Annotated in this window: 22 protein-coding genes and 1 riboswitch; of the genes, 11 read left to right on the top strand and 11 right to left on the bottom strand. The window is 69.2% G+C overall.

Translation table 11 applies throughout. The features are described from left to right. The first annotated feature begins 123 nt into the window (after positions 1-123). Together ACWGDX_RS14050 and ACWGDX_RS14045 are read left to right on the top strand one after the other, a co-directional pair. Complete coding sequence (locus ACWGDX_RS14050; protein ID WP_453625459.1) at positions 124-921, top strand: helix-turn-helix domain-containing protein; 798 nt, start codon at positions 124-126, stop codon at positions 919-921. Then, entirely contained in the window at positions 902-1111 is a 210-nt protein-coding gene (locus ACWGDX_RS14045) for a DUF397 domain-containing protein (protein ID WP_453625349.1), read from the top strand. The genes ACWGDX_RS14050 and ACWGDX_RS14045 overlap by 20 nt, the downstream gene beginning before the upstream one ends. A gap of 131 nt (positions 1112-1242) precedes the next feature. Here ACWGDX_RS14045 and ACWGDX_RS14040 read toward each other — a convergent pair whose 3' ends face one another. Then, a complete protein-coding gene (locus ACWGDX_RS14040; protein WP_453625458.1) occupies positions 1243-2214 on the bottom strand; it encodes an aldo/keto reductase in 972 nt (323 codons plus the stop codon). Between the two features lie 131 nt (positions 2215-2345). On the opposite strand from ACWGDX_RS14040, the gene ACWGDX_RS14035 reads away from it, so the two are divergent. After that, the gene (locus ACWGDX_RS14035; protein WP_453625348.1) at positions 2346-3221 is read left to right on the top strand and encodes an alpha/beta hydrolase; all 876 of its coding nucleotides are present in this window, start codon (positions 2346-2348) and stop codon (positions 3219-3221) included. 48 nt (positions 3222-3269) lie between these two features. Here ACWGDX_RS14035 and ACWGDX_RS14030 read toward each other — a convergent pair whose 3' ends face one another. Beyond that, positions 3270-4883 carry a GMC family oxidoreductase gene (locus ACWGDX_RS14030; protein ID WP_453625456.1) on the bottom strand — a complete coding sequence of 538 codons (1614 nt, stop codon included), beginning with the start codon at positions 4881-4883 and terminating at the stop codon, positions 3270-3272. A gap of 184 nt (positions 4884-5067) precedes the next feature. Here ACWGDX_RS14030 and ACWGDX_RS14025 point away from each other — a divergent pair, with 184 nt between their 5' ends. The 6 genes from ACWGDX_RS14025 to ACWGDX_RS14000 all read left to right on the top strand — a co-directional run bounded on the left by ACWGDX_RS14025 (position 5068) and on the right by ACWGDX_RS14000 (position 9290). Next, complete coding sequence (locus tag ACWGDX_RS14025; protein ID WP_453625454.1) at positions 5068-5811, top strand: recombinase family protein; 744 nt, start codon at positions 5068-5070, stop codon at positions 5809-5811. Further along, entirely contained in the window at positions 5741-6007 is a 267-nt protein-coding gene (locus ACWGDX_RS14020; RefSeq protein WP_453625346.1) for a hypothetical protein, read from the top strand. The genes ACWGDX_RS14025 and ACWGDX_RS14020 overlap by 71 nt, the downstream gene beginning before the upstream one ends. After that, positions 5988-6506: a DUF6879 family protein gene (locus ACWGDX_RS14015; RefSeq protein ID WP_453625344.1), complete on the top strand. Its 519-nt coding sequence runs from the start codon at positions 5988-5990 to the stop codon at positions 6504-6506. The genes ACWGDX_RS14020 and ACWGDX_RS14015 overlap by 20 nt, the downstream gene beginning before the upstream one ends. A gap of 6 nt (positions 6507-6512) precedes the next feature. After that, positions 6513-7361: a helix-turn-helix domain-containing protein gene (locus ACWGDX_RS14010; protein WP_453625342.1), complete on the top strand. Its 849-nt coding sequence runs from the start codon at positions 6513-6515 to the stop codon at positions 7359-7361. Positions 7362-7977: 616 nt separating this feature from the next. After that, positions 7978-8115, top strand: a complete 138-nt coding sequence (locus ACWGDX_RS14005) for a hypothetical protein (RefSeq protein WP_453625340.1) — start codon at positions 7978-7980, stop codon at positions 8113-8115. Then, entirely contained in the window at positions 8112-9290 is a 1179-nt protein-coding gene (locus tag ACWGDX_RS14000; RefSeq protein WP_453625339.1) for a methyltransferase domain-containing protein, read from the top strand. The genes ACWGDX_RS14005 and ACWGDX_RS14000 overlap by 4 nt, the downstream gene beginning before the upstream one ends. A gap of 97 nt (positions 9291-9387) precedes the next feature. Here the strand turns inward: ACWGDX_RS14000 and ACWGDX_RS13995 are convergent, their stop codons facing one another. Continuing rightward, positions 9388-9735: a VOC family protein gene (locus ACWGDX_RS13995; protein WP_453625335.1), complete on the bottom strand. Its 348-nt coding sequence runs from the start codon at positions 9733-9735 to the stop codon at positions 9388-9390. Beyond that, complete coding sequence (locus ACWGDX_RS13990; protein ID WP_453625334.1) at positions 9732-11072, bottom strand: MFS transporter; 1341 nt, start codon at positions 11070-11072, stop codon at positions 9732-9734. Before ACWGDX_RS13990 ends, ACWGDX_RS13995 begins: the two co-directional genes overlap by 4 nt. A gap of 47 nt (positions 11073-11119) precedes the next feature. Between ACWGDX_RS13990 and ACWGDX_RS13985 the strand changes: the two genes are divergently transcribed. After that, a complete protein-coding gene (locus ACWGDX_RS13985) occupies positions 11120-11695 on the top strand; it encodes a CGNR zinc finger domain-containing protein (RefSeq protein WP_453625452.1) in 576 nt (191 codons plus the stop codon). 84 nt (positions 11696-11779) lie between these two features. Here ACWGDX_RS13985 and ACWGDX_RS13980 read toward each other — a convergent pair whose 3' ends face one another. Then, the gene (locus ACWGDX_RS13980; RefSeq protein WP_453625332.1) at positions 11780-12427 is read right to left on the bottom strand and encodes a TetR/AcrR family transcriptional regulator; all 648 of its coding nucleotides are present in this window, start codon (positions 12425-12427) and stop codon (positions 11780-11782) included. Between the two features lie 73 nt (positions 12428-12500). On the opposite strand from ACWGDX_RS13980, the gene ACWGDX_RS13975 reads away from it, so the two are divergent. Continuing rightward, positions 12501-13460 carry an oxidoreductase gene (locus ACWGDX_RS13975; RefSeq protein WP_453625330.1) on the top strand — a complete coding sequence of 320 codons (960 nt, stop codon included), beginning with the start codon at positions 12501-12503 and terminating at the stop codon, positions 13458-13460. A gap of 99 nt (positions 13461-13559) precedes the next feature. Here the strand turns inward: ACWGDX_RS13975 and ACWGDX_RS13970 are convergent, their stop codons facing one another. The 6 genes from ACWGDX_RS13970 to thrC form a co-directional block, all read right to left on the bottom strand. Continuing rightward, positions 13560-14198 carry a hypothetical protein gene (locus ACWGDX_RS13970; RefSeq protein ID WP_453625328.1) on the bottom strand — a complete coding sequence of 213 codons (639 nt, stop codon included), beginning with the start codon at positions 14196-14198 and terminating at the stop codon, positions 13560-13562. Continuing rightward, positions 14195-14731 (bottom strand): RNA polymerase sigma factor, encoded by a 537-nt coding sequence (locus ACWGDX_RS13965; protein WP_453625326.1) that lies wholly within the window; start codon positions 14729-14731, stop codon positions 14195-14197. The genes ACWGDX_RS13970 and ACWGDX_RS13965 overlap by 4 nt, the downstream gene beginning before the upstream one ends. A gap of 167 nt (positions 14732-14898) precedes the next feature. Beyond that, on the bottom strand, positions 14899-16521 hold the full coding sequence (gene groL / locus ACWGDX_RS13960) for a chaperonin GroEL (protein ID WP_453625324.1): 1623 nt from the start codon (positions 16519-16521) through the stop codon (positions 14899-14901). A gap of 384 nt (positions 16522-16905) precedes the next feature. After that, positions 16906-17109, bottom strand: coding sequence for a cold-shock protein (locus tag ACWGDX_RS13955; protein ID WP_005315736.1), 204 nt, complete (start codon positions 17107-17109; stop codon positions 16906-16908). A gap of 386 nt (positions 17110-17495) precedes the next feature. Then, complete coding sequence (locus ACWGDX_RS13950; protein WP_093596123.1) at positions 17496-17771, bottom strand: ubiquitin-like small modifier protein 1; 276 nt, start codon at positions 17769-17771, stop codon at positions 17496-17498. A 99-nt stretch (positions 17772-17870) separates the two neighbouring features. After that, a complete protein-coding gene (gene thrC / locus ACWGDX_RS13945) occupies positions 17871-19157 on the bottom strand; it encodes a threonine synthase (RefSeq protein WP_453625322.1) in 1287 nt (428 codons plus the stop codon). A 17-nt stretch (positions 19158-19174) separates the two neighbouring features. Next, positions 19175-19302, bottom strand: a riboswitch (SAM riboswitch). Positions 19303-19509 lie beyond the last annotated feature (207 nt).

Genomic DNA, 19509 nt, shown 5'->3' with positions numbered 1-19509 from the left:
CACAGCGTGGTCATCTGTGGCTAGCCTGACCAGACGCAGCAGACAAACACCGCTACGTGTTCCGGAGGAGCACCTGTGCCTCAGCAGCTCAAGCCACTTGATCCGACGTCATCACCGCGCGCCATGCTCGGTGCGGAAGTCAGGTACCACCGTGAGAGAAAGGGCATGTCTCAGGGCGAACTGGGACGACCGCTGTTCGTAAGTGGCGCGTTCGTCGGGATGTTGGAGATGGGCGTCCGGAGGATGCAGCCGGAGTTCGCCGTCAAACTCGACGAGATCTTCGGGACCGGGGAGTTCTTCGTCCGGAACTGCGAGGTGCTGAAGAAGTCGAAGTATCCGGAGCACTTCGCGGAGGCGGTGGAGGCCGAGGCGACGGCGAAAATGATCAAGGAGTATTCGCCGCTGCTGATTCCGGGCCTGTTGCAGACGGAGTCGTACGCGAGGGCGATCTTCCGTGCGGGGCTGCCGCTGGCGACGGAGGACAGGATCGACGAGCTGGTACTGGCTCGACTGGCCCGGGGCAAGTTACTCAAAGATTCGACCGAGCCGGTGGTTTGGGTCGTACTGGACGAAGCCGTTCTACGCCGGGCCGCCGGTGGCCCGGCGGCCATGGCCGAGGTACTGCGTCATATCGCCGCGCTCGTCCGGCGGCACCGCATCATCATGCAAGTCCTTCCGTTCACGGCGGGCGCCCACGCGGCGCTGGAGGGCGCCATCAAGCTGATGACCTTCTCGGACGCACCGCCGCTCGCCTACCTGGAGGGCATGAACTCGGGCCAACTGGTCGACGACCCGCCATCGGTGGACCGCTTCGTGCTGACCTACGATCTGCTTGAGGCCAGCGCATTGTCACCGAAAAAGTCCTTGGCCCTGCTGGAATCGGTGGCGGAGGATTACGCGCATGAAGAGCAGCGGGAATGAGTACGACCTGAGCGCCGCGTCCTGGCACAAGTCCAGCTACAGCGGAGCCAGTGGTGGCAATTGCCTCGAAGTCGCCGACGGCCTCACCGGCATCGTGCCCGTCCGTGACTCCAAGAACCCCGTCGGGCCCGTCCTCACCTTCCAGGCAACCGCCTGGTCGGCGTTCCTCACCCGGGTCAAGGCGGCCTGAAGGCCGGTATGTCGCCGGGGCCGGCCCTCAAGCAAGCCCCGGCGACGCGGTGTTGCCCGACCGTCAGCCGTACCGGACCGTCAGCTGCACCCGACCGTCAGCTGCACCCGACCGTCGGCCGTATCCGACCGTCAGCCGTAGAAGTTGCGCTGCCAGCGGTGCTTGGCCAGTACGGCGAGCTGGTCGGCGGTGAGCGCGCGGCCGTCGCTCAGGGCGGTGTTGCGCTCGACGTTGCGTACGGTGCGCATGCCCGGGATGACGGTGGAGACCGCCGGGGAACTGAGCACGAACCGCAGCGCGGTCTCGGCGATCTCATCGGGGGCGATACCGAGGTCGGCGACGATCGCGGCCACATGCTCTTCAACCTGGGCCGGGCGGTCGTCGCGGAAGTAGCGGTTGCGCCAGTCGCCTTCGGGGAAGGTCGTACCGGCGGTGATACGGCCCGTCAGGCCGCCCTCGTCCAGGGCCACCCGCACGATGACACCGACGCCGTGCTCCTCACAGGCGGGGAGCAGCGCGTCGGCGGGTGCCTGGTCGAAGATGTTGTAGATGACCTGCACGCTGTCGACGGCGCCGCTGCGGACGAGCGCGAGGGCGTTGTCGGGCTGGTGGTCGTTGATGGAGACACCGAACAGGCCGATCTTTCCCTCCTGCTTCAGTTCGGTGATCGTCTCCAGCCAGTCGCCGCGGCCGACCCATTCGTCGCTCCAGACATGGAACTGGAGCACGTCGAAGTGGTCCAGGCCGCTGGTGAGCAGACTGGTCTCCAGACTTTCGCGGATATGCGCGCCGGGGTAGGTCTCGGCGGGGTCGAGGCCGTCGGGCGCGGGCCAGACGCGGTTCTTCGGCGGCACTTTGGTCGCGACGCGGACCTCGTCACCGGCGGCGGCCCGCTCGCGGACGACCCGGCCGACGATCCGCTCGCTCTCGCCGTAGCCGCGGGCGGTGTCGATGAAGTTCACGCCGAGGTCGATGGCCTTGTTCAGGGCGCGTACGGATTCGTCCTCCGTGGCGCCCACCCAGGCGGACTCACCGATACCCCACGCGCCGTAACCGATCTCGGACACGGACAGTCCACTGCGTCCCAGCTCGCGGTAGCGCACAATCATCCTCCACGTCGTGATCGCCGGCCCGGCATCCGGGCGGGCCGGGCCGGGCCCAAGCCTAGATCCCCCAGGTCCTCTCCCACGGGGATTCCCGCCCCCGATCCCCGTCCTCGCCTATGGTGGGAAAGGTGCTGGAGTGGACCGACCGAGACGTGGACGGACTCCTGGTCCGCGAGGCCCGTGACCCCGAGGTGCGGGAGCGGGGCCGGATACTGCTGGTGCCCGGGTCCATGCAGGGCTGGTGGGCGTACGAACGGTGGATGCCGGTGTTCGCGGAGGCGGGCTGGACGCCGCTGGCGATGTCGTTGCCCAACCACACCGGTTCCCGGGCCGTACCGGAGGCGGAGTTCCTCGCGTACACGCCGGGTGATTACGCGGACGCGGTCCGTACGGCCCTGAACAACCTCCACCCCGACCGGAATCCCGACCTCGACTCCGGCTCCGACTCCGGCCAGACCCCGGACCAGGACCAAGCCCCGGACCAGGACCCGGACTTCCGGCCGCCCGTTCTGCTGGGGCACAGCATGGGCGGTCTGGTGGCCCAGTTGGTGGCCGAGGCCTACGTTCCGTATGCCCTGGTGCTGGTCTCGACCGTGGGGCCGGGGCAGCTCGGGCCGATGCGGTCGACGGCGTATCCGAAGGACCGGCCGGTGACGATGACCCGGGAGCAGGTCCAGGAGGTGTGGTTCCGCCATATCGCGGAGGAGGATCTCGACGCGCTGATGGACCGCCTCACCCCCGAGTCGCCGAACGTGATGAACCAGTACAGCAACGGCAGCGTCACCGTCGACCCCACCGCCATCCGCTGCCCGGTCCTGGTGGTGGGACCGGAGAACGACCGTACGCCCGTCCATGACACCCGTACCGTCGCCGAACTGCTGGGCGCGACCCCCGTCGTCGTCCCGAACGTCGGCCACGACATGCTGCTGGAACGCCCCGGCCTGCCCGCGGCCGCCACGATCGTCGCCTGGCTCGACACCCTCACCCCGGCCGCCGGTCCGTGAACTCCCCGGCCGCCGGCCCGTGAAATCCGCGGGAGTCCGACCGCGGTCCTACGGCCCGGAGACGATGAGGGTGGCCGCCCGTTCCGCGATGCCGTAGACGGCCGCCATGGTGTTGGCCGCGGGAATGGACGGAATCACGGAGGCGTCGACGACACGCAAACCGGTGATGCCGTGTACGCGGAGTCGCGGGTCGACGACAGCCATGGCGTCCGTACCGATCCTGGACGTGCCGACGGCATGCCAGTAGGGGCTGAAACTGTCCCTGATGTAGTCGCGGAGGTCACCGTCGTCGGTGACCTCCGGGCCCGGGTGCGCCTCTCGTAGCCGCCACGGGTCCAGCGCCGGTGCCGCGCCGATCCTCCGTGCGATCCGCAGGGCGGTGAGCATGCCGTCGAGATCGCGGGGGTCGCTGAGATAGCGCGGCTCGACGAGGGGGGCGGAGTCCGGTGCCGGATCGGCCAGCCTGACCGTTCCCCGGCTCTTCGGGATCATCACGGAGAAGGCGATCGTGTAGCCGTTCTCGGGCCCGAAACGCGGCGGCAGGTAGCGGGCGCTGCTGAACATGATGAATTGCAGCGCCGGGCGTGGCCCGCCTCCGGGGCCCGGATGGTCCGCATACCCGGGGGCGTGGACGACCCCGCTCGCCTCCGCGTGGTTGTTCTCCCCGCGCGGGACCGGCCGCGCCGCCTCGTAGGCGACACCGGTGATGGGATGGTCGTGCAGATTCGCGCCGACGCCCGGGAGATCGAGGACCGGGACGACACCGGTGTCCCGGAGATGGGACTCGGGACCGATGCCGGAGCGCAGGAGCAGATGCGGGGTGCCGACCGCGCCCGCCGAGAGGATGACCTCCTCTGTGCACAGGGCCGTGCGGACAGCGGTACGGCGCCGGCCCTGGGCTCCGTATCCGCCGCCGTACTCGACACCCACGCACCGGCCGCCCTCGACGAGTATCCGGTTCACCAGGGTGTCGGTCACGATGGTCAGGTTCTCCCGGCCCCTGACCTCGGGTGTCAGATACGCGTCGGCGGACGTGAGGCGCCGGCCCCGCTCGATGGACAAGTCGTGCAGGCCGATGCCCTCTTCGAGACCGCTGCTGGGATCGGCGGCCCTGGGCAGGCCGGCTTCGCGGGCCGCGTCGAGCAGTGCGCGGGTGACGGGGTTGCGGTCGGCGGCGGCCCGTACGGTCAGCGGGCCGTCGGTTCCGCGTACGGCGGCGTCCCGGTCGGCGGTGTCCCGGCCGGCGGCGTTCTCGGAGCGTTTGAAGAAGGGAAGAAGGTCGTCGAACCCCCACCCCTCGGCGCCTTCGCCGGGCCAGACGTCATAGCCGCTCCGGTGCCCGCGGACGAACACCATGCCGTTCATACCGGTCGAGCCGCCCAGCGCCTTTCCTCGCGAGAGGATGGAGGACCGCTTGGTGGCCTCGTCGAACGCCACGTCACCCCAGTCGCAGGGGCTCCCGATCAGATCGGTCCAGGTACGCGGAACGGCCGCCGCTTCCGGCGGTTCCGCGGGCCCGGCCTCCACCAGCAGCACGCGCGCCCCGGGCCGCTCCGACAGCCGCGCCGCCAGTACGCACCCGGCTGTTCCGCCGCCGACGACCACGTACTCGTACTCGTACCCGTGCTCGGCCGATCCCGCTCCCGATCCCGGTCCCGCCACCTGTACCGTCCGCCTCACCCCCGAGGCTTCATCACAGGAATTCCAGGATAGATCCGCGCCTCCCCCCACCGCACACGCTGCCCCACGGCGGGGCCCCGGTTCAGACCGCCGCCCGTTCCGCCGCGCTGCGTTCCACGCACAGCTCGTTTCCCTCCGGGTCTCCCAACACTCAGAACGAGACGTTATCGAGTTCGGCGAGGGCGAGCACGTCCGTGAGGCAATCGACCTTGGGGTTTCGGCGAGCGAGGTTTCCCCTTTCGACCGTCCGCAGCTCGGCATGTGGCTTGCCCGTCCCGATGACTTTGACGCACTGGTGTGGTGGCGCTCTGACCGTGCCATCCGGTCCATGGCGCACATGCACGAGCTTGCGAAGTGGGCCCGCGAGCACCGGAAGATGCTCGTCTTTGCCGAAGGGATCGGCGGGGGTCGGCCCGTGCTCGACTTCCGCAATCCCATGGACCCGATGGGTGAACTCCACATGTTGATGTTGGGGTTTTGCTCAGGTCGAGTCGCAGAGCATCAGCGAGCGTGTGTTGGGCGCGCAGGCAGCTATGCGCATGATGCCGCTGCGGTGGCGTGGGTCCCGTCCCTCTTACGGCTACGCCGTTGCCCCGCTGGAAGGCGGGGGCTACACCGTTATGCGCGAGCGGTTCCAGTGGTCCCCGTCCGTCATGACGAATCTGCTCCGCTCGCCGGCTCTGCTCCTGGCCCCACAGCACCACAAAGCGCCCGCGCCCCGTCACCCACACCAGGACGGCGGGCGCGGGACCGTCGTCGCGATGCGCTCTTGACGCTGGTCGCACGCAGGGGTGACGCTCGTGCACGTCCGTGCACGCGACTCGGTAGAGGAGTGCCCAATGGCCCTGAATTTTCTGGGGATTTGGCCCAACACCCCCGACGACGGCTCGCCCACGATTTGGCTCGATGACACGACCGGCGACCTGATCATCCAGTCATGGACGGCGGACGAAGAGACAGTTCGCCAGGCACAAGAAGTGGGGTCAGTGCCGGGCCACTCCACCGACGTTCCGGACCATGAGAGCGTGATCCGACTCCCCGCCAACATGCTGCAATTCATCCCCCGCCCGGACAGTGAGGACGACGGTGGCAACAGCGGTACGTGAATGCCTCGCAAAGGCGCAGCGCTCAGCGATGCACCTGGAAATGCGGGACAGCTACATGCGGGATGACCCGGAGTTCATCCGCTGGCAAAAAGGGCACCGGTACGACCCGGCCGACCGCGCGTCGTGGTGGCGGTCGTGGCTGGACATCGTGGCCGAGACGACGGCGCGGGGCGTGGTCATGCGACGGCTGCGCGTCGTCTCCGAGCCGCTGAGCGACTATGTGCGGTACGAGTACGACGGCACGTTCACCAACGTCGCAGCGGGTGAGGACGTGCGGTGGCTGCCCCGCTCGCGGGCGCATGGCCTCTTGCTCCCCGTGCTGGACGGTTGGGTCATGGACGAGGAAACCGTGATCCTCCACCACTTCAGCGGAGAGGGTCAGTGGACCGACCCCCGCATGGAGGTCCGCCATGATCCGGAGTTGGCCGGGCAGTACGTGACGGCGTATGAGGCGGCATGGGACCGGGCGGTTCCGCACGCGGAGTATCGGCCGGACTGATCACACATGGCTGTCTCTGCGTCTTCCAGTGCCCAGCAAGCCCGGCAGGCTCTCGCGGATCGGCTTGCGGAACTTTGCCGGGATGCCGGGTTCACGGGGCTCGACCTGGCCGTGCGCTGCGGGTGGAGTCGGTCCAAGTCGTCCCGGATCATGAACGGGCGTACGCCCCCGTCTGCCGATGACATCCGGGCATGGTGTCGGGCGTGCGGCGTGGAGGAGCAGACGGAAGATTTGATTGCCATGCTCCGGACTGCCGAGGGCATGTGGGTCGGGTGGCGCCGGATGGAACGGGCCGGGCTCAAGCGGGCGCAGGAAGCGCGCTTGCCGCTGTACCAGCGAACCCGCCGTTTCCGGTCCTACTCGTCGTGGCTCGTGCCCGGCATGATCCAGACGCAGCCGTACACGACAGCCGCCCTGCAAGCGATCCAGCGGCGGCGTGGCCTGGTGGATGACGTGGCCGAAGCGGTAGCCGCCCGTATGGAGCGTCAGCGGGTGCTCTACGAGGGCGGGCGCCGGTTCGCGTTTCTCGTTGAAGAGTCCGTACTGCGGGCCGGGATCGGCGGCACTGAGGTCATGTCCGGGCAGCTTGGGCACCTGATCTCAGTGGCCTCCCTCCCCAACGTCAGTTTCGGAGTCGTGCCGATGACGCCGGATCGGGAGCGTTGGCCGACTGAGGGTTTCTGGATCTACGACGGAGCACAGGTCAACGTCGAGTTGGTCTCTGGCTATCTCACGTTCACTCAGCCCAGCGAAGTGGCGATGTACGCCGAAACGTTCGCGGAGTTGGCAGCTTCGGCCGTCTACGGCGTCGACGCCCGCGCGCTGATCACGTCGGCCCTGGACACCCTCAGGTGATTGGCGTGCAACCTCGTGCAACCGACTGTGAGTTGGCGTTCCGCTCTCCCTAGCGTTGTTGCCATCGGACCACCCGAGGGGACGGCGGGAAGCGATGACCAACAAGTGGGCCCCCACCGCGGGGGCGTATGCGGTGGACACCAGCGAGGCGGGATCTCCACGCATCGGGGAGGTTCGCCGGCTGTTCGAGGGGAGCGTGTTCCTCGTGCCCCCCGGGTGGCGTTGTCGAGTGGTCCGCACCGCCGGAGAGGCTACGGGCGCCGACTGACGCCGAGGTGTGGCAGTCGCGCGTCCGGACCCGCCCGGTCGGGTCGTGATGACCGCCCCCGCAAGACTTCGAAGAGACGCGGTGTCCCCGCTCCCACCCCTGGAGCTGGTGAGCCTCATGGATGCCCCAGCGGGGCCGTAAGCGGGCTCTCCCGAGGGCTGGTGGACAACGTACGGCGGGGCCCTGGATGCGGTCAGCGGGGTCGTCCACATCCCACAAGGCAACCCCGTGCCCCCTTGCCCGTTCCCGTGCTCGCTGTGTGGCACGGCGACGGATCACGAACCGCCGAGCCAATCCCCGTCCGGTCGGACGGATATCGGAGCACCATCGACAACGGAGGTACTGAACATGCGTGAGTGGTGGCTGACCAAGGCGACCGACGGCAACCCGCAGGACGACAGCGACAGCGGGAACAAGCACGGCGGTGGGGGCTCCGACGAAGGCGGCAACACCAACGACGGCCAGGGACCGGCGGACGGCAAGTGACCGAGCACGAATTGAAGGAGGCGGGCCCCGAACGGCTCGCCTCCGCGCTCATGGAGTCAGGCGCACTCAAGACCGATTGGCTCCCCGCCTATGAGGCCGTCGCCCGGCACCAGTTCGTTCCGGACACCATCTGGCCCGGTCGCGCGGGCATGAACCGGCAGGACGACCGGGTGACCCTGGAGGGACAGCCGGACCTGTGGTGGGAAGCCGTCTACCGGGACGCGCCGATCACCACGCAGTGGGACAACGGCGAGTACACCGGGCCCAAGAAGGGCCGGACACCGACCAGTTCCAACTCCATGCCCACCATGGTCTTCACGATGCTCGATGCCCTGGACGTCCACGAGGGGCACAAGGTGTTGGAGATCGGGACTGGCACGGGATGGAACGCCGCTCTCCTGTCACACCGCCTCGGATCCGATCACGTGGTGTCCGTGGAAGTCGACCACCAGACCGCCAGGGACGCCCGCAACCGGTTGACGCTCGCGGGACTGCACCCGCTGATCCATGTCGGCAACGGCGCGGACGGGTACGCCGATCGTGCTCCGTACGACCGTCTGATGGCCACGTGTTCCGTGGGCAGCGTGCCCGCCGCATGGAGAGAGCAGACCGTGCGCGGTGGCATCATCGTCACCCCCTGGGGTCCGACATACGGCGGTGAAGCCATCGCCCGACTCGCGGTCACCGAGGACGGTTCGGCAAGCGGCCCGTTCATCGGATCGTCCGCGTTCATGCGCATGAGCGTCCAGCGCAAGCACCTGCCGCCTACCCGGGCGTTCCTGGATGGCATCGGTTGGCCCGGGGCGGGCGTGCGGTCCGAGACCACGTTGTCCCCGGACGACGTGGGCGAGTGGGTCCACATGTTCGCCATCGGCGTGCAGATCCCAGACCTGTTCTGCCGCGTCGACTGGGGCGAGGACGGCGCCTACCGGCTGTGGCTCATGGACACGGGCGTCACGTCCTGGGCCACGGCGGACTATGCGAAGGGACACAGTGCGTACCCTGTGGTGCAATCCGGCGCCCGACGGCTCTGGGACGAGCTGGAAGGCGCCTGGCGCTGGTGGGACCAACAAGGTCAACCCGGATTCGCACGCTTCGGACTCACCGTGGACGACGACGGCGAGCGCGTATGGCTTGATTCCCCGGAACGGCCTGTGCCTCTGTACTCTCCGTGACGGTCCGCACGGCTTCGCCCCAGGTAACAGACACCAAAATGCCCCGTGCGCCCAAGTGGCGTGCGGGGCCTCTGTGTTGTGTGAGCTGCGCGTATGCTCAGAACCGGTAGTGAGAAGTGGCGGGGTCCGCGAGGGTCGCCCAGCCCGTGCCGTCCGGGCGGCGGTGGTCGGCCACGAGGGTGGCGCCGAGCGCGAGGAGGCGGTCGACCTCCTCGTCGCGGGTACGGTCCAGGGGCTGGAGATCCAGATGGACCCTGTTCTTGGTGGACTTGGCCTCGGGCACGGTGACGAACAGCAGCGCGGTCCCCGGCGCCGTCACCACGGCCTCCGGGTCGCCCGGGTGGTCGTCCTCCGCCAGTGAGCCTCCGAGCACCTCGGCCCAGAAGCCGCCGAGGGCGTATGCGTCGGCGCAGTCGATCGTGATGTGTCGTACGAGGGAGGTCATGCGGGCCACTGTGGATCGTCACGCCCGCCCTGTCCAAACAGTTTCCAACAGCCCCGGCGACCGAGGCGACTTCGGCGACTGAGGCGGACAAAGGCCAGCGTGGCAACGGCCTGGGTGGCGGCGGCGGTCAGGAGGGCGGTGGTGAGCGAACGGGCGGCAAGGGGAGCGGTCAGGGCCGCGCCCAGGGCGAAGCCGGTGATCTTCAGACTGGCGCCGGTGGTGAAGATCTGGCCGCGCGACCGCTCCGGGGCCTCGCGGTGGCGTATCGCGAACAGGGCCGCGAGCTGCGGGCCTTCGCCCAGGCCGGCGATCAGCATCGCGGTGATGAGCAGAACCGGTCGGCCGGTCGCGGCGAGGAGCAGTGCGACGGTGAGAGCGACCGTGGCGCACGGGAGGACGGTGTCGGGGCGCATCAGCCCGGGGTACCGCGAGAGCACCGCGTTGGCCACGAGCGCTGAGGCGGCCACGCCGGAGAGCAGGACAACCCCGTGGTTCGCCGAACCGAACGCCCGCTCTCCGAGCAGCGGGCTGCACGCGACCAGAATCCCCTGGCCCACACAGGAGATGACGGACGCCACGGTCGCCCGCGCCAGGGAAGGGGTACGGACGATGGCCCGGAACCCGGCACGAAGATCAACAACAATGGATGTTGGCGCTGGCGTTGGCCCTGGTGACGGTGTCGGGACCGGGACCGGAGCCGGATCCGTGATCGGGACCGGAGCCGAATCCGAGACCGGAGCCGAGGCCGGGACCGGGGCCTGCGCCGGCCCTCCACCCCGTACCCCCGGCAGCCGCCATGCCACCGGAACCGCCGCGCCGATCAGCCCCACGGAGACGATCACCCCGGCCGGCGCCCCCGCCAGTCCCGCGGCCGTGCCCGCCAGCGCCGGGCCCGTCAGGCTCGCGAAGCTGAACGTCATCGCGTCGAGCGCGGTCGCGCGCGGCAGGTCCTTCCGCCCTAGGACACGGGGAAGTTGCGCGGTCCAGCCGCCGGACAGGGCCGGTCCCAGCAGGCCCGCGCACACCGCGATCAGAACCGTGGCCACGGGCGGGACGTGCCCGAGGCTCAGAAGCATCACGACGAGGGCCGACCCGTACGCGCCCAGCGCCACCGCCAGCAGCCGGCCGGGGCGGGCCGACCGGTCGAGCAGTACACCGAAGACCGGGCCGCCGACCGCCGCCGAGACGGTGATCCCCGCGAGCAGCGCCGTCGCGGTGGACGCCGATCCGGTGACGGCCAGTCCGGCCAGCAGCAGGGCCGGGCCCGACATCTCGTCCCCGGTACGGGCCGCGGCGGCGCCGGTGGCGTAGCACCGGAACGTGTAACGCTTTCTCATGCGCGGCACGTTACGTACGTAACGCAAAACTTGACCAGATGCGTTACATTCACCCCGTGCCACCCCCGAAGCCCCCGCGCCCACCACAGCCGGCGCAGCCCCCGAAGCCCTCAGCCACCGCCGAGCGAACCGCCGCCCTCATCAACGCCTTGAGCGACGAGGACCCGACGCCGCACACGGTCGCCGCCGTCCTGCGCGAACACGGCGAGGCCGATCCCGTCGAACTCTCCGCACACGACATCGCCGAGATGCGCGCCGTGGCGAAGATGCTGCGTGAGGTCTTCGCGGCCGGTGACGTCGGCGCCGCAGCGGCCTCGCTCAACCGGCTTCTGCCGCTGAGCCCCGGGCCCCTCCGGCTCTCCTCGCACGACGGCCTCACCGCCTGGCACCCGCACCTCGACAGCACGGACGACGCACCGTGGGGCGAGTGGTTCCTCGCGTCGTCCTGTCTCGCGCTGACGGTCCTGCTCTGGAACCGCCAGCACCCTCCCGGCGGGGTCTGCGCGTCGGCCAACTGCCGGAACGTCTACGTCAGCCAGGGCAGCGGACTCCCCCGCCGCTACTGCTCCCGCCGCTGCGCGACCCGCGAACGAGTAGCGACCCACCGCCGCTCCCGCCCCTGACCCACCGACCACCCCGAGCGCCGGCCGCCCGACACCGGAGCACCGGCACCGGAGCACCGGGGCCGCCGAGCCCCGAGCGCCGGATCACCGCGGGCGCAGGCCCGCCAGCAGGGTCTCGACCGTCTCCGACACCAGCACACCGAGCGGCTTGGCGCCGTTCATACCGGTGGCCGCCAGCACCGCGAGGCCCTGCAACACCGCCAGTACCGTCATATCGACCCGCCCCGTGGTGTCGGGGTCGATATCGCCCCGGGCTCGCGCCTCCGCGAGAAGCCGTACGGGCGCGGCGAACGCCCTGTCGTTCGCCTCCCGCAGCCGGTCGCCGCGTGAGCCCTCCTTCGAGCCATGCATCAGACCCAGCAGCGCCCGGTGCTCGACCGCGAACTCGACATAGACCTGAGCGAAGAGGACCAGCCGCTCCGTGAGACCACCGCGATCACCGCGATCACCGCGAACACCAAGGCCCTCAAGATCACCGCGATCACCCTCGGAGCCATTCAGCGCGGCATCGAGCCTGCGCCCCAGCCGTTCGTACCCCTCCTCCGCGAGAGCGTCCAGCAGCGCCCGCTTGTCGGAGAAGTGCCGGCGCGGCGCACCGTGGCTCACGCCCACCTCACGGGCGAGTTCGCGCAACGAGAGGCCGTCCGCGCCGTGTTCCTCAAGGGTCCGTTCGGCCTGTCGCAGCAGGGCGGTGCGCAGGTCGCCATGGTGGTAGGGGCGGGCCGTGGTCATCGGACCACCCTATCCGCACATCCATTGAATGTTGTCATTGACTACAATGTATTCGTTGACTACTTTGACGGGCATGACCAGCCCACGCCGCACCACTCGTGCCCATGACGCCTCGTCCGCCCCTTCCCCCGCCCCCTGGTCCCTCGCCGATCTCCCGCCCCAGACCGGACGCACCGTGATCGTCACCGGCGCGGGCAGCGGCATCGGCCTGGAGACCGCCCGAGCACTCGCGTCCGCCGGGGCGCATGTCGTGATGGCCGTTCGGAATGTCGGGCGCACCCGCGAGATCGCGGCCCGTGAGATCACCGCGAGCGCCGCGGACCACGCGGCCGGCAGCACCGAGGTACTGCCCCTCGACCTCGCTGACCTCGCCTCGGTCCGCCGCTTCGCGTCCTCCTGGGACCGCCCGGTCGACATCCTGATCAACAACGCGGGCGTGGCCAATGTGCCACTCGGCCGCACTGCCGACGGCTTCGAGACGCACTTCGGCACCAACCACCTCGGCCACTTCGCGCTGACCTGTCTGCTGCTGCCGCGGATCACCGACCGCGTGGTCACCATCGCGTCCAACGCGCACAAGAAGGCCACACTCGATCTCGACGACCCGAACTGGCGGCGGCGCCGTTACCGTGCCTCGGCGGCCTACGGACAGTCGAAGCTCGCCAATCTGCTCTTCACCCTCGAACTGCAAAGCCGCCTGGCGGATGCCCGTTCACCGCTCCCGGCCCTCGCCGCGCATCCGGGCGCGGCGACCACCGGACTCAACCGTCATCTCGGGCCCGCCATGTCCCTTGTCGCCGCGACCGTCGGGCGGCTGGTGATGCAGAGCGGCCCGGCCGGAGCCCTGCCGACGCTCTTCGCGGCCACCCAGGACCTCGAAGGCGCCGCCTACATCGGCCCGGACGGCCGTGGCGAACAACGCGGCCACCCCACCCGGGCCGTCCGCAGCACCACCGCCCAGGACACCGACCTGGCCCGGAAGTTGTGGACCCTCTCCGAAGACCTCACCGCGACGGCGTTCCCTCTCCTCTGACCCCGGGCCGCCACGGCGGCACAGGCCGACGTGCTCACACGCCTGAGAAAGGAACGCCGACGCCGCACGGCTCTCGGCCGCGCCGTGACGGACCGTCCATCACCCCCCGAGCCCCAGCGCCTTCCGTACCTCCGCGCTCAGGGCAACGGTGTTCTCCGGGCCCGGCGCCGCCCTGCCGTCCCCGTCCACTCCGTACCAGCCCTGCATGGTGCTCACCAGGTAGTACCGTCCGGCGCGTTCCCCGTCCTCCGTGAGCAGGAAGACATACTCCTTCCCCGCGGTCAGCGGAGCCGTCTCCGCGGCGGTGTCCGGGGTGACATAGGACAACTCGATCCGGTCCCCGGGCACTTCGCCCTTGGCCGTCGCCGTGATCTCCACCGGTGCGACCGTCTCCGGGGCCTGCCACCGGTCGGCGCCGTGGCTCTCCTCGCGGCCGGGGCCGAGCCTGCCCCGTACGATCACGTCCGCCGCCGCCTCCAACCGCCCGGTGCTCCCGTAGTACGCCTGGTCCGCGATGGCGCCGCCCTCGGGCGGGCCCCCGCCCGGACCCTCCCCGCCGCCGCCCCCGGTCGCGAGGAACGCGGCGCCCGCGACGACAGCGGCCGTACCGCCCACGAGCGCCGTCACCAGAACAGTGCGGCGGTCCGGTCCCCGGCGCGCGGACACGGCCCGTCCCGGGACCGGCTCCGCCCCCGGCACCGGGTTGGCGTGCTTGATCAGGGATTTGACGCGGATCACGCCGACTCCTCGGGCTCGGGCTGTACAGAACGGTCTCGTACGTAAAGGTCCCGGAACGCCTTACGGGCCCGGTGCAGCCGGACCCAGACCGCCGGGACCCCGCAGCCGAGGACCTCGCCGATCTCGGCGGCGCTCAGCCCGTCCCAGTAACCGAGCATCAGCACATCCCGGTGCCGTTCGGGGAGCCGGTCGAGGGTGTCCAGTACGGCGGTGTCCTGCCCGGTCGCGGGCGCGCGGTTCAGTTCGTCGGTGATACGCCGGTGGAGTTCGGTCAGACGCGCGGTCTTGCGGTAGTGGTTGCTCAGCAGATGGCGCGCGGTGACGAACAGCCAGCCGCCGCTCGTCTCATGGCCCGCGGCCGTCCGTTCCCACGCGGTCCTGAAGACCTCCGCGGTCAGCTCCTCCGCCGCGCCCCGGTCGCCCACCCGCCGGTGGACATAGGCCGATACGCGCGGGTGCTCGCGTGCGTACATGGCCGTGAACCGCTCGGAGCGATCGCCGTCGGGCGCACGGCCCCCGTCGCTCCCCGTCATCCGAAAGGTTTCCACATCTCTCATATGTCATGAGCCCGGCGGATCCTTACAAGCCGCGGGACACGGCCCGGGAAACGCCCGAGGGCGGCACCCCCGCGAAAGGGGTGCCGCCCTCGGTACGTACCAGGACCGCGTCCGAACCGGCCGGCTCCGAGGAGCCGTCAGGCTCAGAAGTCCATGTCACCGCCCGGCATACCGCCCGGAGCGGCCGCGGCGGCCTTCTCCGGCTTGTCGGCGATGACGGCCTCGGTGGTCAGGAACAGCGCGGCGATGGAGGCCGCGTTCTGCAGCGCGGACCGCGTCACCTTCGCCGGGTCGATGATGCCCTCGGCGATCATGTCGACGTACTCGCCGGTCGCGGCGTTCAGACCGTGACCGACCGTCAGGTTGCGGACCTTCTCGACGACGACGCCGCCCTCAAGACCACCGTTGACGGCGATCTGCTTGAGCGGGGCCTCCAGCGCGAGCTTGACGGCGTTGGCACCGGTCGCCTCGTCGCCCTCCAGCTCCAGCTTGTCGAAGACCGAGGCAGCCTGGAGCAGAGCCACGCCACCACCGGCGACGATGCCCTCCTCGACGGCGGCCTTGGCGTTGCGCACCGCGTCCTCGATGCGGTGCTTGCGCTCCTTCAGCTCGACCTCGGTCGCGGCACCGGCCTTGATGACGGCCACGCCGCCGGCCAGCTTCGCCAGACGCTCCTGGAGCTTCTCGCGGTCGTAGTCCGAGTCGCTGTTCTCGATCTCGGCGCGGATCTGGTTGACCCGGCCGGCGACCTGGTCGCTGTCACCGGCACCGTCGACGATGGTGGTCTCGTCCTTGGTGATGACGACCTTGCGGGCGCGGCCCAGCAGGTCCAGGCCGGCGTTCTCCAGCTTGAGGCCGACCTCCTCGGAGATGACCGTGCCGCCGGTGAGGATGGCGATGTCGTTGAGCATCGCCTTGCGGCGGTCACCGAAGCCCGGGGCCTTGACGGCGACGGACTTGAAGGTGCCACGGATCTTGTTGACGACCAGGGTCGACAGCGCCTCGCCCTCGACGTCCTCCGCGATGATCAGCAGGGGCTTGCCCGACTGCATGACCTTCTCCAGCAGCGGAAGGAGGTCCTTCACGTTGCCGATCTTGGAGTTCACGATCAGGAGGTACGGGTCGTCCAGGGACGCCTCCATACGCTCCATGTCCGTGGCGAAGTACGCGGAGATGTAGCCCTTGTCGAAGCGCATACCCTCCGTCAGTTCGAGCTCCAGACCGAAGGTCTGGGACTCCTCGACGGTGATGACGCCTTCCTTGCCGACCTTGTCCATGGCCTCGGCGATGAGCTCGCCGATCTGGGTGTCGGCGGCGGAGATGGAGGCGGTCGAAGCGATCTGCTCCTTGGTCTCCACATCCTTGGCCTGCTCCAGCAGGGCGCCGGAGACGGCCTCGACGGCCTTCTCGATGCCGCGCTTGAGGGCCATCGGGTTGGCGCCGGCGGCCACGTTGCGCAGGCCCTCGCGGACGAGCGCCTGGGCCAGCACGGTCGCGGTGGTCGTACCGTCGCCGGCGACGTCGTCCGTCTTCTTGGCGACTTCCTTGACCAGCTCGGCGCCGATCTTCTCGTACGGGTCCTCGAGCTCGATCTCCTTGGCGATGGACACACCATCGTTGGTGATCGTGGGGGCGCCCCACTTCTTCTCGAGGACGACGTTGCGACCCTTGGGGCCAAGGGTGACCTTGACGGCGTCGGCGAGCTGGTTCATCCCGCGCTCGAGACCGCGCCGTGCCTCCTCGTTGAACGCGATGATCTTGGCCATGTGAAGTGGTCCTCCCGGACTGGGGTGGATTGCTCCGGACCGCGCTGGCGCCCGCGACGGACGGCCTGAGAGCCGTGCGGTTCCTTGCCCCACCGGCTCTTCGGGCCTCACCGACCCGGTCCTTAAGTTGTCACTCTCACTCGCAGAGTGCTAACGCCAATGATTAGCACTCGACCCCCGAGAGTGCAAGCGCCCCCGGACTCCGGCGGTGTCCCCACGCCGGGCCGCGTGCCACCCGCGCCCGCTCATCCGGGCGCCGTACCCACGCCGGCCGCGCGCCACCCGCGCCCGGACACGCACGAGGGGTCCGTATCCCGTCTCCGGGATACGGACCCCTCGGCGTGAGCCGTGAACTGCGTGCGTCGGTGGCCGATCGCGCCGGGATCAGACGGCGAGCTTGACCATGTCCGCCTGCGGACCCTTCTGGCCCTGCGAGATCTCGAACTCCACTCGCTGACCTTCTTCAAGGGTGCGGTAACCGTCCATCTGAATCGCGCTGTAGTGGACGAAAACATCCGCACCACCGTCTACCGCGATGAAGCCGTAGCCCTTCTCCGCGTTGAACCACTTGACGGTGCCCTGAGCCATGCCTAACTCCCCTATTACTGGCCCTTCCAGGGGCCACACTTCGCGCCGGAACGCGTCGACCGCGGCTGAATGTATCTGCCCAACTGCCCTCTGCAACAGGTCAATCGGACGAGAATTATGGGCATGGCCGAACACGCATAGCGACGAATTCGCTGCGTTCCCGGGCAAGTCGGGCCGGGCAAAGCGCACCTAAAGTGCAAACAGCGCGATGACTTCAGCCCTATGTTGTCGCGTTCTCATACGCGCGCCGGATGGGCGGCGGAGGGGCGTTCCCACACTCTATCGCGTTCAACCATAAAGAATGGCTCCCTCCGCTTCTCTTGCGGAGGGAGCCATACCGGTCACCCGGTGTCGCCACGAAAGGGGCGGGCCCGGGGGCCCGTGAGTCAGCCTCCGGCGACCGCGGGGATGATCGAGACGCCGGCGCCCGCCGGGGTCGCGGTCTCCAGGCCCTGCTCGAAGCGGACGTCGTCGTCGTTCACGTACACGTTCACGAAGCGGCGCAACTTGCCCTGGTCGTCCAGGACCCGCGCGGCGATACCGGGGTGGCTGGCCTCCAGGGACTGGATGACCTCGGAGAGGGTCGCCCCTTCGGCCGGGACCTCGGCCTTGCCGCCGGTGTACGTACGGAGAATGGTGGGGATGCGGACGTTGACGCTCATGTTGGGTGTTCTGCCTTCCGTCTTCCGTGACGTCGTCGGGGTCGGTGGGCCGGATCGCGGGTGAGCGGGCCGGGCCGGGTCATCGGGCCGGGCGGCCGGTCAGCGGGCCAGACCGGCGTCGCGGAACGCGTCCAGGCTCGGGCGGATGGTCGCGGTCGGGCCCGTCGTCGGCGCCACCGCGTCCAGGGTCTTCAGTCCGTCACCCGTGTTGAGGACCACGGTCGTCAGCGCCGGGTCGAGCACTCCCGCCTCGATCAGCTTCTTGGTCACGCCGACGGTCACCCCGCCCGCGGTCTCCGCGAAGATGCCCTCGGTGCGCGCCAGCAGCTTGATCGCGTCGACGATCTGCTCGTCGTCGACGTCCTCGACCGCGCCGCCGGTGCGACGGGCGATGTCCAGGACGTACGGGCCGTCGGCCGGGTTGCCGATCGCCAGGGACTTGGCGATGGTGTCGGGCTTCTGCGGCCGTACGACATCGTGTCCGGCCTTGAAGGCGGTGGACACCGGCGAGCAGCCCTCGGCCTGGGCGCCGAAGATCTTGTACGGCCTGTCCTCCACGAGCCCCAGCTTGATCAGTTCCTGGAGACCCTTGTCGATCTTCGTGAGCTGCGACCCGGAGGCGACCGGGATGACGATCTGGTCGGGCAGCCGCCAGCCGAGCTGCTCACAGATCTCGTACGCGAGTGTCTTGGAGCCCTCGCCGTAGTACGGACGGAGGTTGACGTTGACGAAGCCCCAGCCCTCGCCCAGGGGATCGCCGATCAGCTCCGAGCAGAAACGGTTCACGTCGTCGTAGTTGCCCTCGATGCCGACGAGTTCACCGCCGTACACCGCGGCCATGACGACCTTGCCCTGCTCCAGGTCGTGCGGGATGAACACACAGGAGCGGAAGCCGGCGCGGGCGGCTGCGGCGCCGACCGCGCCCGCCAGATTGCCGGTGGAGGAGCAGGAGAGTGTGGTGAAACCGAAGGCGCGGGCGGCCTCGACGGCGATGGCGACGACACGGTCCTTGAAGGAATGCGTCGGATTGCCGGAGTCGTCCTTGATGTGCAGGGAGCCGGTGATACCCAGTTCACGGGCGAGATTGTCGGCCTTGACCAGCTTGGTGAAACCGGGGTTGATGTTCGGCTTCGAGGCCACATCGGCCGGGACGGGCAGCAGTGACGCGTACCGCCAGATGTTGTCCGGGCCGTCCGCGATCCGCTTCTTGAGCTCTTCGGGGGAGCCGCTCGGCAGGTCGTACGCGACTTCGAGCGGCCCGAAACAGCTCGCACAGGCGAAAAGGGGACCGAGCTCGAATCGCTCTCCGCATTCGCGGCACGAGAGGGCGGCGGCGGGTCCGAGATCAACGGTGCCGCTGGCGTGGTGGACGGTCTGCACAGCCATGATGGCGAGGCCCTTTCTCCTCATCTTCCTTACGACGCGTTTCGCCGCAAGACGGAATTGGCACCTTCCCCACCGTGACCTCGCGGTCGGCGGGAGGGTTGCCGGGACTTCAACGGGCCGTTCCCTCAGTCCCTCTGGATGAGCGCTATGGCACCGGACCAGGTCCGGCGCGTTTTTCCGCGTTACGACCCCCGGCATGCGGCGGTCATACGTGTTGTTCAAGACTGTAACCGAAGGAGCGGACGGTTGAGATAGTGGTCCGCACCGCGAGATGGATCACGTTCGACCGGATTCGCGGGTCGCGTCCCACCGGGTTCCGGCCCGGTTCCCGACCGGATTCGCGGGTCACGTT

The sequence above is a fragment of the Streptomyces sp. NPDC055025 genome (assembly GCF_053608565.1).
The sequence above is the reverse complement of the archived record's forward strand: the minus strand, read 5'-3'. Positions and strand labels throughout refer to the sequence as shown.

Coding starts and splice junctions, on each gene's coding strand:
- ACWGDX_RS14050 (WP_453625459.1), top strand. CDS start 124: ATGCTCGGTGCGGAAGTCAGGTACCACCGTGAGAGAAAGGGCATGTCT.
- ACWGDX_RS14045 (WP_453625349.1), top strand. CDS start 902: ATGAAGAGCAGCGGGAATGAGTACGACCTGAGCGCCGCGTCCTGGCAC.
- ACWGDX_RS14020 (WP_453625346.1), top strand. CDS start 5,741: ATGGCCCTGAATTTTCTGGGGATTTGGCCCAACACCCCCGACGACGGC.
- ACWGDX_RS14010 (WP_453625342.1), top strand. CDS start 6,513: ATGGCTGTCTCTGCGTCTTCCAGTGCCCAGCAAGCCCGGCAGGCTCTC.
- ACWGDX_RS14005 (WP_453625340.1), top strand. CDS start 7,978: ATGCGTGAGTGGTGGCTGACCAAGGCGACCGACGGCAACCCGCAGGAC.
- ACWGDX_RS13995 (WP_453625335.1), bottom strand. CDS start 9,735: ATGACCTCCCTCGTACGACACATCACGATCGACTGCGCCGACGCATAC.
- ACWGDX_RS13990 (WP_453625334.1), bottom strand. CDS start 11,072: ATGAGAAAGCGTTACACGTTCCGGTGCTACGCCACCGGCGCCGCCGCG.
- ACWGDX_RS13980 (WP_453625332.1), bottom strand. CDS start 12,427: ATGACCACGGCCCGCCCCTACCACCATGGCGACCTGCGCACCGCCCTG.
- ACWGDX_RS13975 (WP_453625330.1), top strand. CDS start 12,501: ATGACCAGCCCACGCCGCACCACTCGTGCCCATGACGCCTCGTCCGCC.
- ACWGDX_RS13965 (WP_453625326.1), bottom strand. CDS start 14,731: ATGACGGGGAGCGACGGGGGCCGTGCGCCCGACGGCGATCGCTCCGAG.
- groL (WP_453625324.1), bottom strand. CDS start 16,521: ATGGCCAAGATCATCGCGTTCAACGAGGAGGCACGGCGCGGTCTCGAG.
- ACWGDX_RS13955 (WP_005315736.1), bottom strand. CDS start 17,109: ATGGCTCAGGGCACCGTCAAGTGGTTCAACGCGGAGAAGGGCTACGGC.
- ACWGDX_RS13950 (WP_093596123.1), bottom strand. CDS start 17,771: ATGAGCGTCAACGTCCGCATCCCCACCATTCTCCGTACGTACACCGGC.
- thrC (WP_453625322.1), bottom strand. CDS start 19,157: ATGGCTGTGCAGACCGTCCACCACGCCAGCGGCACCGTTGATCTCGGA.